Raw genomic sequence first — 14,202 nt, 5'->3', positions numbered from 1 at the left:
GTAGCCGCCGTTGAGGGTGTAGGTGATCGTGCTGTTGGCGTGCGTGCCGATGCCCTTGGTGTAGGTGGTGCCGTTGAGCTTGATGGTGTTGCCGTCGACGCTCTTGTCCTTGCGGACGGTGCCCCAGCCGATCGCGGGCGTGCCCGTCCAGTTCAGGTCGCTGAGCGCCGTCCGGGTCTGCGGTCGGGTGATGAGCTTGGCTCCCGCCCAGTCGGCGTGGTCGCTGTTGATGCCGTCGCCGGCGTCGGTGACCTTGAGGGTGAGAGTGGTGACTCCGGTGACGTCGAGATCGATGGAGGTGGTGGCGGTGGTGGGGGTCATCGGGGCGGGGGATTCGTAGAGTTTGGTGCCGTCGCCCCAGACCTCGAACTTCACTGTCGCGTTGCTGGTGACTTCGTCGTCGACGCCGAGGTCGGACTGGAAGCGGGTGTAGCCGCCGTTGAGGGCGTAGGTGATCGTGCTGTTGGCGTGCGTGCCGATGCCCTTGGCGTACGTCGTGCCGTTGAGCCTGATCGGGCCGCCGCCGACGCTCTTGTCCTTGGTGACGCTGCCGAAGTCGCTCCGAGCGCTGCTCCAGGTGAGCGTGCTCAGGTCGACCTGCCGGCCGTCGCCGCCGGTGGAGGCGGTGACGGCGTTGCTCGCTCCTGACACGTTCCCGGCGGCGTCGACCGCCTTCACCGTGAAGGTGTACGGCGTCCAGGGCGAGAGACCCGTGGCGGTGAAGCGGGTGGTCGCGCCCGTCGTCGTGCCGATGAGCGTGGTGCCGCGGTAGACGTTGTAGCCGGTCACGCCGACGTTGTCGTCGGACGCCGTCCAGGCCAGCTCCATGCTGTCGGAGGTCGCGCCGCTCGCCGCGAGGCCCGTCGGTGCGGTCGGAGCGATGGTGTCGCCCGTCGGGGTCCCGGCGGTCGCGGTCACCGCCGCGCCGGCGGTCACCGGCACCGTCACGTACGAGACGGTCTTGCCGTACAGCGACTTGGTCTGCGCCGCGTACGGCGTGCCGTTCACGGTGATCGTGCCGTGGGAGCCGTAGAACTGAGCCTCCCAGTTCACGGTGCCGCCCGAGTTGTTGGTGAGCTTCGACGCCGTCGTACCGGTGTGCTGGAGCTTCAGGTCGTTGTCACCGACCTTCAGGTGGTCGATCTCCACCCACGGGGTCTCGGACGTCAGCCGCGAGACGGTGGCGACCTTGTCGTTCGGGGCGTCGGGCTGCACGCCCATCATGCCGTCGATCGTGCTGCTCACCGCGAGGAAGGAGATCTCGGGGTACGTGTTCCTGTCGGCCATGAGCTTCTTGAGCCAGGCCCAGCCCTCCGCCGAGCGGTTGTACTGGTAGAACATCTCGGGCAGGTAGGAGGTCGCCTCGACGTTCAGGTCGTTGTCGTTCGCGGCGATGAAGTCCAGGTAGCTGTCGGCCCGGGGGCCGTGGTCGCCGAGCCCGGTCAGCATCATCAGGAAGCTGGCCTCGTGGCCCCAGCTGCTGTAGCCGGTGCCGGCCGCGTCCTTGCCCCGGACATAACGGTTGTTCGCCGAGTCCCACCAGTTGTTCTCGAAGTGGGCGCGGACCCGCTTGGCGCGCTCCGCCCACGTGGTGCTGCCGGCGTTGTCGCCCTTCGCCTTGAGCATCGCCGAGTACGCCAGCATCGACTGGTACTGGTAACCGAGGGAGTCGGCGGCCGAGACCAGGTTCTCGTTCGGGAACTCGAAGAAGGTGGCGGTGTACTCGCCCGGCTGCTTGCGCGAAACCGGCTGCTCCGCCGTCGGGTTGGCGTCGTTCCACGTGACCTCGTGACCGGTGAGGAACGTCCCCATCGTCGAGTCGTAGAACTTCGAGAGGTCCGGGTCGTTGAGCCACGCCGGGTCGCCGGTCCACTGGTACTGCTTGTAGGCCTTCGTCATCAGGTTGAAGGGCGAGGGCAGTTCGCGGAAGCCGGTGCCGTCGATGTAGTACATGGCGCCGTACGAGCTGTGTGCCCACAGCGGCCAGCCGTTCTGGCCCGGGTCGTCGGCGTCGGCGGCGAAGGTCTTCATCATGTGGAAGGTCTCCGCGTCCAGGCCGACGGCGTGCGCACCGTCCGACTGGTGGGAGATGTCGCGGTTGTAGTACGACTCGCGGTTCGTGTACGCGCCCCAGTAGCCCGGCTCCACCGTCGGGTGCGACGCGTTCTTGAGCCGCCACCACTCCGGCTCGTGGCCCATCATCGGGTTGCCGGGGTAGAACGTCATGGCAAGGGCCCGATTCTTGCCCCAGGTGAAGCCGTCGTTCAGGGCCGTGTTCGGGGACTTGATGCTCAGGGTGCTGGTCGGCGCCCCCACATGCTCCTGGATCGTGATCCGGTCGATCCGTGGGACCTCGCCCGTCGAGGTGGCAGTCAGTTCGATGACGTCCCCGGGCTTGAGCGGCACCTTGCTCGACGTGCGGGTGTCGATGTTGACCGGGTCGGTGTAGTCGCGTCCGTGGCGGCGCGAAGTGCCCCAGGAATCCACGGCGTCGGAGTTCACGGTGATCTTGTACGTCACGCCGTTCTCGGTCATGCCGTTGTACCGCGTGATGAGGTCGTACGTCCCGGCCGTGCCGGAGAAGGTGGTCCTGGCGGTGCTCGCCTGGCCCGACGCGCCCCGGACGTAGGTGACGTTGTCGACCGTCGTCCCGTTCCAGGTGTGGTTCACCGTGTCCGTCGCGAAGTTGGTCAGCGACATGCTCTCGGCTTCGATCACGTACGGGCCCGCCGCCGCACCGGCGGCGGTGGCGGTGGCGGCCATCGCCGGCGAGGGGCCGGGTAGGGCGAGTGCGGTGCCGACCACTGCGAGCACAGCGGTCATCGCACAGGCAGAACGACGCATCTGCGGTCGATCCTTTCGAGTGGGGGAGGGAGTCCCAGGGGGGCAGGAGCGGAGCCGCGGGGCGGTCGAGCACCTGAACCCCTTGTTGAACTGTGTTGAATATTGAGGCTTTGAGTGAAGCCGCTGTCAATACTTCGCGCTCACATCGCTTGCGTCGGCCGCAGTCGCGAGGTGTGAGGGTGTCGACCCTGATGGCAATGCTTCGAAGGTGTCGCAGCCGTGGGGCGAGGTCTCGGAAGTCGCATGAATGCACAGGTCACACGCATGATAGGAGAGGCTCCCCGTGCTGCTGGCCATGGCGGTAGCGGCGCTTCGGGGTGCCCCGGCGGCACGCACGGCTGCGTCATCAGCTGAAGTGTTTCCATCCTCCATTGATGGATCTTCAGAAAAGTTTCAAGGCCGTATTGCATGTGATGGCAGGCGTCAGTAGGGTCTCGGCCCGTAAAGGCTCTGCCAAACCAACAAGACTCCACATCACTGTCGCCGCCCGGCATGACAGGTCGGCGGCGTTGTTGCCCCGCATACGCGCGCGTGGCAACCGAGGCCGACCAGCGCATCGGATACCTCTCCGACGAAGGCGATCAGCTCATCGAGTACGTGGTGGAAGACGGGGACGACACCCAGCTGCTCGAGGATCTGCGTGGGTGCTCCGGGGGGACCGCCGGTGGCAACCGGATCGCCATCGATCTCGCCTCCGCACCGGGTGGTCCGGGCAATGTCACCGGATCCATCGGTATCGACGAGATCGTCGTTCACCTTCGTGCTCGCGTGGTGGACGGTGACAACATCGAGGTCCTCACCATCGGAACCTCGGAGCAGGCCGATACGGCGATCGACGTCGCCGTGGCCCGCTACGCCGGAACGCCCCTTCCCGAGGGGCATTCCGGCTGATTCCCAGCGCTGATGTCAGGCCCTGCGGCGCCTGACGGTGTAGAAGCCGATGCCGACGAGCAGGAGGACCCCGGCACCGATGCCGATCGGCAGCGCGAGTTCGCCCACGAGGGAGTCTTCGTCCTCGGCGGCAACCGTCGCGCCGCCGGCCGCGCCCTTGTCACCGGTCGCGCCCTCTTCGGCGTTCCCGCTCCCGTTCTCGCCGGACGGGGACGGGCCCTGGGCGTCCGCGACATCGTCACCGAAGAAGAAGACCGGGCTGTTTCCGGAGGTCGGTGTGCCGGAGACGTCCACGGTCAGCGAGATCGGTACGACGATGCCCTTCGCCTTCTCGTCGGGCTCGGCGACCTGTGCCTGGATGTAGTACGTGCCGGGCACGTCGTACCCGTTGGGGTCAGGGCTCTGGGTGTCGCCCTGCTCGGTGATCTCCCAGGGGCCGCAGACACGCTCGATGTGCCCGGTCCTGCCCGCGAAGAGCTCGGTCGCGTCGTTGTCCTCGTTGCACATCGTCGACTCACGCTGAGCGTTGTAGACGGTGACGCCCCACCCGGTGGTGGCGGAGTGGGGGAAGTCCTCCGGGATGTCCACGCCGGCCTTGACCGTCAGTTTCTGGCCTGCCTTCAGCTCCACCCGCCAGAAAGGGGCCTCGCCGACGGCGATGGACTGGCGGTGGGTGCCCGGTCCGATCGGGGTGGCGCTGTTGAACGAGAAGCCGCCCTCGGCGTAGGTCCCGGTGCGGGGCTTCGGAGTCCGTGCGCCGGCGCTCTGGGTCGTCTTGTCGGCGATGCCGACGAGGAGCTCGACGGGCATCGCCTTGTCGCCGGACCGGGTCACCTTGTTCTCGACCATGATGCAGCCGGTGTCGTCCGGTGCGGGCTTCTCGTTGCCTGCTCCGGGCGTGCTGCGGCCTCCGGTGGAGATGATGTTCGCCCAGCCCATCGACTGGTCGAACTCCCGCAGCCAGTCACGGGGTTCGCCGTCACCCGCAGGGCCGGCCGCGACGACGATGATGGAGCCGCGCTCGTACCCCTCCTCGGCGACGGCGGTGGCGCTCACCTGGAGCCGCTGGTCCGTCCGCTTCTTGACCTTGTAGTAGAGGTTGCGCCCTCCGGTGAACTTGTCCAGGTACTGGCCGGGCGTGACCAGCGGAGCGTCCTGGCAGCCGTTGAGGGAGCCCACGACCGGCTTCCCGGTGGCGTGGTAGGTCCGCCACGCCTTGCGGAACAGGGTGCCCAGAGTGTCGGTCAGCGAGTCGGCGTCGTCGGCGTCCGCGTACGATCCGTCCGTCACGTCGGCGATGCACTTCAGCTGCGCGCGCGCCGAGGAGGGTGTCCGGAACCCGACCACGTCCACGGCGAGGTCGACGCCCTGCGCCTTGAGTTCACGGGCCACCTCGCACGGAGGCGGCGGCGCACAGGTGTCGTCCCCGTCCGAGACCAGGACGATGCGGCGCTTGCCGCTCGTGCCGAGGTCCTTGGCGGCCTCGCGGAGCGAGACGCCGATCGGTGTGAACCCGACGGCCTTGAAGCCCGCGACCCGCTTCTTCGCGTCGGCACGCGCGGCCCGGTCCATCGCGGTGACGGGCAGGACCTGCTGCGTGTCGGCGCAGCCCTGCTTCTTGTCCTTTCCGAGATACGTGGCGCCGTACACGCGCAGTCCCAGCGGGGCCTGTTCGGGGGCGGTGTCGATGATCCGGGTGACGGCCTGCTTGGCGGCGGCGAGGCGGGTCTGGCCGCCGGCATCGCTCTTGTTCATCGACCCGGACAGGTCGAGAACCAGGTCCATCCTGGCCGGTTCCGGAGTGCCGGGTGCTGCGGGGGAGGCACTCGCGGTCGCCGAAGGCGACAGGAGCGCGCCGAGCAGCAGCACGGAAACAGCGGCGAGCACGCGTCGTCGGCGTGGTCTCGGATGCATGAAGGTGATCTCCTGGAGGTGGCGCCGGTCCGAACCCTTGGCGCGCACCTGCCAGGTAACGGGCACTCGGGGACGGTGCAAGGGCTTTGTGTTGGCAGAGCTCGAATCATCCGACGATGAGCAGATGTGAATGGTTCCGCGGCCCCGCTGATGCCTCGGATCTCGCCCCTTGGCGCGATGAGGAAGGTGAGGCGTTTCGATCGCAACCTGGACCGAGCGCCGTCCGACCGCGGCCGGGTTCGCGCGATGCGCACCGTCGCTCAGACCGAGGTCGCGCACTCTTCGCGGCGAATCAGCTGGTCGAGTTCCTCGGCGGAGCCGGCCGCGAGGCGGTAGATGCCCTGGAGACCGGCCGAACGGAGCAGGCGTCCGTCCTCGACGTGCTTCAGCACGCGCTCGCCCCGGCGGGATGTGTACGTCAGCCGTTCCAGGAGGTCTCCGGGGACGACCGTGTCGAAACTGAGCGGGGCACCAGGCGGTCCGACGAGTACTTCGGTGACCCATCCGGTCTTGAGCAGGCGCCAGTCCAGCAACTTCATGTAGTCGTCGTCGGGGAGCGCCGAGCCGGCGACCTCGTAAGGGACGATGTCAGCGACCTCCAGCACCCCCAGCACGTGGAGACGGGTGCGGTGGGCTCGCATCGGGTAGATGCGGTCGCCGGGACGGACTCCCGCACGCAGGAAGCTCGGCAGGGATTGGTACGGCCCGCCGAACAGCATCGTGAGCCGCTGACCGGCACGGCCGGACCGTTCAAGCTCTCGGCACAAGCTGTTGGTCCACAACGTCGTATAAGAGTTCGCCACGTAAGAGTTCGCCACGTCAGCACGGTAGCCGTGCCCTCTGACACTTCCCCCAGTCCTGCCCGCGGGTGCCAGTGCCCGCGGTCAGGGGGGTACGGGGTCCAGGACTCAGCGGGCGCCGAACACCTGGGTCCAGTAGGGGCCGCCGTCGGTGTGGATGCCGATGCCGATCTCCTTGAAGTCGCAGTTGAGGATGTTCGCGCGGTGACCGGGGCTGTTCATCCACCCCTCCATGACCTGCTCGGGGGTGCTCTGACCCATCGCGATGTTCTCGCCGTACGTCGACCACGGGTAGCCGGCGGCCGTGACGCGCTCGCCGGGGCCGTCGCCGTCGGGGTTGGTGTGGTCGAAGTAGTCCCGCGCGGCCATGTCGTCGGAGTGGCCCTGGGCCGCCTTCGCCAGGGTGGCGTTGGAGCTCAGGGCCCCACAGCCGGCCTTGGCCCGCTCGGCGTTGACCAGCGCGATCACCTGCTCCGCCGCCGAGCTCTGGCCCGTGTCCTGCTGCGTACCGCCCCCGGGACCGGAGTCCGTGCCGCCCGTGGGGGCGGTGGTCGTCGGCCGCGCGGAGGGTGTGGCGTCGGGGCGGGTGGTGGGAGTGGTGGGGCGTTTCGTCACAGGATTCGCGGTGGGGCGAGGGCTCTTGGTGGGCGTGGACGTGGTCCGCTTGGGGGCGGGCGTCTTGGAAGGGGAGGCGGAGGCGCCGGCGCTGGCCGAGGCGGAGGTCTTGGCCGAGGAAGGGGACGCGGAGGCGGAAGCCGTGGAAGGCGAGGCGGTGACCGTCGGCGGAGAGGCGGTCAGAGCGCCCGGTTCGTTCGACAGGGGAATGTCGAGGCCGGAGGCGGTCGCCCGGTTCGCCTCGTACAGCTCCTCGTTCCCTTCGCGTGCGGAGTGCAGCGCGAAGACCCCGCCGGTCACCGCGGCGACGGCGATCCCGGCCGCGACGGCGGCGCGGCGGCGGGTGCGTTCGTCGGCCTGGCGGCGCCGACGACGGGACGCGCGGGTGCTGCGTCGGTCGGCCGCCGCGGCGGTGGCGCCGAATTCCGCGAGGGCGAAGGAACCGGAGTGGTCGGTGTGGTCGGTGTGATCGGTGTGATCGGGGAGGAGAACGAAGGTCTCCGTCGGATCGGCGGCGCCGGGGACAGCAGACGCTGCGACCGTTCCGACGGGCACGGACGCGCCGATTCCCATCCCCCCGGCGCAGTAGGCGCAGTGGGTGGTGTGACGGGCCAGGTGGTCGCGCCAAGGGGCGCTCGGCTCGCCGGCCCAGCCGGCTGCCTGCAGGCCGAGGTCGGCACAGCGCGGTGTGCGAGCCAGGGCGGCGGTCACGGACCGGGCAGCGTCCAGGCGTATGCGTACCGCATCCATCCGTATCGCGGTGTCGTGCGGGGTCCAGTTCAGCGCGGCGGCCGTCTCGTGCCGGCTCAGCCACCTCTCCTCCTCCAGCGACCACAGGGCCACCATCAGGGTGTCCTCGACGTCCAGCCAGCGGAGGGCCTGGGCGAAATCGGTGCCCGGGGCTGCGGGCCCGGTCGGGAGACCCTGTGCGGCGGCCGCGTGGCCGAGAGTGCTGTCCACGGCCATCGCGACGAGCCAGGGGCGGAAGGCCTCCGGGGAGGGCAGGGTGCCCAGCGCGAACTCGGCGCGGCCGAGGGTGTCCCGCACGATGGCGTCCACGGCCGCGTCGGCGCCGGGGCGGCCGTCGAGGGCGCGGGCCGCGAGGGCGCTGACGAGCGGCTGGTGGACGGCGACGAGCTGCTCGCGCGCCCAGGGATCGCCGTACTGCGCCGCCCGTACCAGTTCGGTGTCCGTCAGCTGCTCAAGATCCATCGTCCGCTGCACGCTGTCCGTCCTTCACTTGCCTCTTGTGGAGTTCCTTGCGCAGAGGAGAGCCTCGGCCCGGCGCGGGGATAACGAAAAGAGGAAGACGGAATCCGTGACGTGGGTCACAGGCGGCGAGTGCCCGCTCGGACTCAGGGCCGGTGGCCTTCGAACCTGAGGTAGGCGAAGCCCTCACCCGGGCCCGGCGCGCGGGTCCAGGAGCGGGTGGTGAAGGTAGGGAGTCTGCCCCGGGTCAGGGCGAAGCGGGGGAGGGAGACCCCCAGTTCGGCGTGCAGGGCGTCGAGCAGGCGCCGTTCGGCGTCCGCCTCGCCGCCGTCCTCCGGGTGGAACAGCCGCGCCGGGTCGAGGGCCTCGGGTATCACGCCGGAGCGACGGATCTCCGTACCCCGCACGGTGAAGGCGTAGAGCTCCTCGCCACGCTCGGCCACCGACAGGTGGAACGCGGCGGGACGGTCCGCCCAGGACGAACCCCGCGGGTCCCTCCACACCACCACCGCACGGCCGGACGCGGAGGCGGCCGCAGCGGGGGACAGGGAGAGGTCGCTCAGGTAGTGGTGGGCGTAGCCGTCGAACGCGAAGGACCATGATGCGCCGGCGCGGCCGACGGCGACCACGGCCCGGTCCTCCCAGAGCTCGACACCTTCCCGTTCGTGCGGCCTGGGTGCCCGCCGGGCAACGGTGTCCGGATCCGTGGGCGCGCTCAGCTCGGCGCCCTCCTCGCCGATCAGGGCGGGCAGCCGTCCGGGGTCGGTCCCCTCCACCCAGACGCAGCGGTACGCGTCGAACGACTGCCGGTACGCGGCCGGCTCCGCCAGCCAGGAGAGGCCCGGCGGGTCGAGGTCGGGCACCGGCTCGGGAGCGGGCCCCGTCCCCCCGGCCCGTGGTGTCGCGAGGAGCTCCCGCCCACGCTCCGGGGTGATCAGCGGACCCAGGACCGGGTCGGCGAGCAGACCGACCGGGGCGATCAGCAAGGGGCCCGGAGGCTCCCACAGCGGCAGCGCGTCCCGCAGTACCCGCCACGCGGCGTCGGTCGCACCCCAGAGGGCGGACTCCCGGGCCTCGGCGACGGCCCGGCCCCATGGACCGCGGGGCGCGTAGCGATGGGTGCCCTCGCTCACCGCGCCCAGTACGGCCTCGACGGTTTCACGGGCGGCCCCGCGCGCGGTCATCATCCCGACCCAGTGGTCGTCGTGGTCCGGCCGACGCGCGCCGCGGCCTGCCGCCGCCATGGCCTCCACCGGGAGGATCTCCGGCAGGTAGCGAGGGTCCGCCCCCAGGAGTCCGTACCCCTGCTGGTCGTGCGGGGCCAGCAGGTGCCGCAGCTGGCTCAGCAGGACGCCGCTCCGTGGCCGGCCGAAGGACAGTGCCTCCTGGAGCAGGGGCAGAGCCTCCTCGTACCGTCCGTGCAGGGCGAGCGCATGGGCCTCGTCCACCCGGGCGTCCTGGGCGCGCGTGGTCGCGTTCACGAACTCGGGGCTCCCCGCCCGGTCGCCGTGGAAGCTGCGGTACATGGCCTCCATGTACGCGCGGAACGACGGGTAGCGGTCGGGGAATTCGCCGCTCCAGCCCTTGTGGACGTACAGCGCCCACTCGCCGTCCTGGTCGGTGTCGCCGGGGTCGAGCAGGGCGTACGACATGTCGGAATCGGTCTCCAGCCGCAGCGCCCGCCGCCACATCCCGGCGAGCAGGACCTCCTCCTCGCGAGGGTCGTCGCCCAGACCCTCCTCGTACAGCGCGGTCATGTCGAACGGATCGCGGAACCAGTCGATATCGGCGGCGCCGCCGAGCCGGTAGATCCCCGCGGTCTGTTCCACGTACCACCCGTTGCTCACGGCCAGGAACTCGCGGTACGAGGGAGGCAGCCCCTGCCCGAGCCGCTCTTCGGCTGCGGCGATCACCGCCTCGTCGGCACCCGGCCGGTTCAGGGGCACGACGAGCGGCTCGTCGTCCTCGTCCGGGCGCGGAACCCACTCCTCCTGCCAACGGCGCAGGAAGTCGTGCCAGTTGAACGTGTCAGTGCTCATGGACGTGATGCTGTCACCCGGCACTGACAACGACGCGAGCCGACGGGATCTGCCGCAGCCGTCGTCCAGGAGTGCCGTCCCGAGAAGGCCGGTGATTCTGCCGATGCCCGCGGCGCGTGGCGACCGGACAGTGGCCGGGCCAGATGACGGCGTGGCCGCCGCCCGGACGCTCGGGCGGCGGTCACCCCACGACACGAGAGGACGACTCCGTCGTGACACGACACTTCGGCGCGGCCATGGCCGCCGCCTGTCTGACCCTGCTGCTCGCCCCCGGCGCCCAGGCCGCCGGATCCGCTCCCGCGAGCACGGCGGCAGCCGCGGACAATCCGTACGAGCGCGGTCCGGCGCCCACCCAGGCGAGCATCGAGGCGCTGCGCGGCTCGTACAGCGTCGGCGAGACGGCCGTCTCCTCGCTCGCCGTCAGCGGCTTCGGCGGCGGAACCATCTACTACCCGACGTCCACGAGCGACGGCACCTTCGGCGCGGTGGTGATCTCGCCGGGGTTCACGGCCTACCAGTCCTCGATCGCGTGGCTCGGGCCGCGGCTGGCCTCGCAGGGCTTCGTGGTGTTCACCATCGACACCCTGACCACGGTCGACCAGCCCGACAGCCGTGGGCGGCAACTCCTGGCGGCACTCGACTACCTGACCCAGCGCAGTGCGGTGCGGGGCCGCGTCGACGCGAGCCGGCTCGGTGTGATGGGGCACTCGATGGGCGGTGGCGGCACCCTCGAAGCGGCCAAGAGCCGGCCGTCGCTCAAGGCCGCGGTCCCCCTGACCGCGTGGAACACGGACAAGACCTGGCCCGAGATCACCACGCCCACGCTCGTCATCGGCGCGGACGGCGACACGATCGCCCCCGTCGCCACCCACTCCGAACCGTTCTACGAGAGCCTGCCCGGCTCTCTCGACAAGGCGTATCTGGAGCTCAACGGCGCCACGCACTTCACCCCGAACTCGTCGAACACGACGATCGCGAAGTACAGCCTCTCCTGGCTGAAGCGCTTCATCGACGACGACACCCGCTACGACCAGTTCCTGTGCCCGCTGCCGCGGCCGAGTCTGACGATCGAGGAGTACCGGGGCACCTGCCCGCTCGGTTCCTGACGCTCTGTGCACCGTCACAGAGCCCGGTTCCCGGGTCTGGGCCACTGCCCAGCCCCGGGAACCTTCCGCCCTCCTGTACGGGCCGGTAACGTCACCGCCGTGAGCGGAGCGACGCACACCGCCGCCGACCCGCGGCTGTACGACCGCACGGCCGAACTCGCCGCCGTGGGCCGCCTGTCGGCCCGCACCGCAGCCGGACGCGGAGGCGTCCTGTTCGTCACCGGCAACCCCGGCGAGGGCCGCACGAGCCTCCTCTCCCGGGCGGCGTCCGACTTTCCCGGTACGGCGTATCGCGTCGCCGCGCCCCACCACCGGGGCCCGTGGAGCGCGGCGCGGGTGCTGTTCGCCACGCTCGCCCCCACCCCGGCGGCCGCGCGCCGGGCACTGCGGCTCGCGCGGGGCGAGGGCGGGCTGGCCCGGGCCATGGCCACCCTCGTCACCGAGGCGGAACCCGTACTGATCTGTGTGGACGACCTCCATCTGTGGGACGCGCATTCACGGGCCGCCCTCGCCGCGGCCTGGCAGGAGACCGACGGCCGGGGGCCAGGCCGTCCCGGCCGCGTGGGGTGGCTGGTGTCGGCCGCGCGCCATCACCGGTTCCCCGAAGTGCCGGGAGCGGAGACGGTACGGCTGGGCAGGCTGACCACGGCCGGGGCGCGGGCGCTGCTCGCTGACCTGTGCACGGTGGCCGCTCCGGCACCGCCGGTCGCGGAGCGGTTGCTCGACGAGGCCGCCGGGCATCCCGGCGTCCTGGCCGCGACGGTACGGCGCCTGACCGTGGCTCAGCTGGCGGGGACCCAGCCCCTGCCGCAGCCGGCGGTCGACGACACGGTCCTCGCCGAGGTGTACGGAGGACTCCTGGAGCGCCTCCCGGCGGCCTCCCGCCGCTTGCTCGCCACGGTCGCCGTGGCGGTCCTGGCGGGCCGTACGGGGGCCGACTGCGCGAGGGCGGAGACGTACGGGGTCCGAGACGGAGGCAGTGGGGTCGACGGTCGGGCGCCAAGCGCGCGTGCCTCGGCCGAGCCACTGGAAGGGCTGGTGGCGGACGGGCTCCTGCGGCGCCGCAGGGGCGGGGCGGTCGGCTTCGACGACCCGTTCCTCGGGCGTGCCGCGCTCGCCTCGGCCCGGCCGTCATGGCGAGGGGAGACCCGGGCCCCCGGCCCGGCCAAGGGGGCGACACCCTCGGCGGACCTTCCGGCGGACCGCCCGGCGGCCGGTGCGGCCGCGCTCGCCCGGGGGCGGGGGCATCGCGCCGACCGGCTGGGGCCGTCCGCCGCCGTGCGCGCGCTCTCGCCGGTCGCCCGGGGCCGGGCCCACCTGGTCCGGGGGCTTGCCGCGCTGGCCGGCGGCCCGGTCATGGACGCCCATGAAGAACTGCTGCAGGCGGCGGAGCTGCTGCGTGGGCGGGCGCCTGTGGAGGCGTCCGACGCCCGCTTCCTGGCGATGGAGGCGGCGTGGGCGGGCGGTGACGTGGAGGGGTGCCTGGCAGCCCTGGACGGCGGTGAGGACGTGCGGGGCACGGAGCGCGACTTCGCCGAAGGGCTGAGCGCCGCGTTGACCGTACGGCTGGACGACGCTCGTACGGCACTGACGCGGGTGGTCACGGGGGACGGCGCCACGGACGACCCCCGGTTGCTCCTTCGGGCCGGGTCGGCCGCGCTCGTCCTCGGCGACACCGCGACCGCGGCCCGGGTCCACGCCCGTGCGCTGGTCAAGGCGCGGGCAGAGCACCGTACCGCCCTGCTGCCCCGCGCGCTCGAACAGCTCGCCTACGCCGAACTACGGGCCGGCCGCTACAGCCGGGCCGCGCGCACGGCGCGGGAGGGGCTGCGGACGGCGGAGGCGACGGGCCAGCACAACGTGGCGGCCCACCAGCACGCCGTACTGGCTCTGGTGGCGTCGGTGGAGGGCGACGGCACCGCGGTGACGGAGCACGCCGGACGCGCGCTCGCGACGGCGGGACCGCACGGACTCGTGCAGGCCGCGACGCTCGCCGAGTGGGCGCTGGCGCGGGCCGAACTGGGCCGGGGTCTGGCCGCCCAGGCGGCGGCGCGGCTCGTCCCGCTGGTCCGGCCGGGTCCTCGGGGCGGCCACTTCGCGCTGCGCATGCTGGTGGTGCCCTGTTTCGTGGAGGCCGCGGTCGCGACCGGCCGGGACGCGGAGGCCCGGGAGGCGGCCGAGGAGTACGCGGCCTGGGCCGCCCTGGGCGTCGACGGTCCGGCACCGGCGCAGTTGGCGCGCTGCCGGGCGCTGCTCGGGGAGGGTGAGGCGCCGGCGTACTGGTTCGGCGAGGCGGTGCGCCGCCACGACAGCTGCGGGAACGACTTCGAGCGGGCCCGCACCCTCCTCGCGTACGGCACGTGGTTGAGGCGCCGCAGACGACCGGGGGACGCGCGCGGCCCCCTGCGCGACGCCCTCGTGACCTTCGAGCGGGCGGCCGCCGGGGGCTGGGCCGAGCACACGCGCTCCGAACTCCGCGCCACGGGCGGCGCCTCGGGCGGGGCGACGGACCCGGCGGCGCCGCGCGAGCTGACCCCGCAGCAGCAGCGCATCGTCCGACTCGTCGCGCGTGGCGCCACCAACCAGGAGGTCGCCGACCACCTCTCCCTCAGCCCCCGCACGGTGGACCACCACCTCCGGGGCGTCTTCGCCCGGCTGGGGATCCGCTCCCGTGTCGAACTCCCGGGCGTGGTGGACGGGTGGGACGCAGACGGGGAGGCACGGACAGTGGCGACCGAGCGACCTGAGTGCCGGTGACCCGCCCCCCCCGGCGAGGTGGCGGGA

At 71.5% G+C, this 14,202-nt stretch carries 8 protein-coding genes; 3 read left to right on the top strand and 5 right to left on the bottom strand.

Translation table 11 applies throughout. The features are described from left to right. On the bottom strand, window positions 1-2,823 hold a 2,823-nt coding region (locus SGA01_RS06510; RefSeq protein ID WP_174867217.1), incomplete at its 3' end, for an NPCBM/NEW2 domain-containing protein. Between the two features lie 552 nt (window positions 2,824-3,375). Between SGA01_RS06510 and SGA01_RS06505 the strand changes: the two genes are divergently transcribed. After that, window positions 3,376-3,735, top strand: a complete 360-nt coding sequence (locus SGA01_RS06505; RefSeq protein ID WP_141294228.1) for a hypothetical protein — start codon at window positions 3,376-3,378, stop codon at window positions 3,733-3,735. Between the two features lie 15 nt (window positions 3,736-3,750). On the opposite strand, the gene SGA01_RS06500 is transcribed toward SGA01_RS06505, so the two are convergent. The 4 genes from SGA01_RS06500 to SGA01_RS06485 all read right to left on the bottom strand — a co-directional run bounded on the left by SGA01_RS06500 (window position 3,751) and on the right by SGA01_RS06485 (window position 10,312). Further along, on the bottom strand, window positions 3,751-5,715 hold the full coding sequence (locus SGA01_RS06500; protein WP_141294226.1) for a vWA domain-containing protein: 1,965 nt from the start codon (window positions 5,713-5,715) through the stop codon (window positions 3,751-3,753). 194 nt (window positions 5,716-5,909) lie between these two features. Continuing rightward, window positions 5,910-6,467, bottom strand: coding sequence for a hypothetical protein (locus tag SGA01_RS06495; RefSeq protein WP_229918476.1), 558 nt, complete (start codon window positions 6,465-6,467; stop codon window positions 5,910-5,912). A gap of 90 nt (window positions 6,468-6,557) precedes the next feature. Beyond that, window positions 6,558-8,288 (bottom strand): CAP domain-containing protein, encoded by a 1,731-nt coding sequence (locus SGA01_RS06490; RefSeq protein ID WP_229918477.1) that lies wholly within the window; start codon window positions 8,286-8,288, stop codon window positions 6,558-6,560. A 131-nt stretch (window positions 8,289-8,419) separates the two neighbouring features. After that, window positions 8,420-10,312 (bottom strand): SMI1/KNR4 family protein, encoded by a 1,893-nt coding sequence (locus SGA01_RS06485; RefSeq protein ID WP_141294224.1) that lies wholly within the window; start codon window positions 10,310-10,312, stop codon window positions 8,420-8,422. A 143-nt stretch (window positions 10,313-10,455) separates the two neighbouring features. Here SGA01_RS06485 and bdeA point away from each other — a divergent pair, with 143 nt between their 5' ends. Together bdeA and SGA01_RS06475 are read left to right on the top strand one after the other, a co-directional pair. Next, window positions 10,456-11,418, top strand: a complete 963-nt coding sequence (gene bdeA / locus SGA01_RS06480; protein WP_371866005.1) for a bis(hydroxyethyl) terephthalate hydrolase — start codon at window positions 10,456-10,458, stop codon at window positions 11,416-11,418. A 99-nt stretch (window positions 11,419-11,517) separates the two neighbouring features. After that, window positions 11,518-14,175, top strand: a complete 2,658-nt coding sequence (locus SGA01_RS06475) for a helix-turn-helix transcriptional regulator (RefSeq protein WP_141294220.1) — start codon at window positions 11,518-11,520, stop codon at window positions 14,173-14,175. Window positions 14,176-14,202: the final 27 nt, after the last annotated feature.

It is taken from the genome of Streptomyces gardneri, from assembly GCF_006539185.1.
Taxonomy (GTDB): Bacteria; Actinomycetota; Actinomycetes; order Streptomycetales; family Streptomycetaceae; genus Streptomyces; species Streptomyces gardneri.
This window is presented reverse-complemented; position numbering and strand designations above follow the sequence as displayed.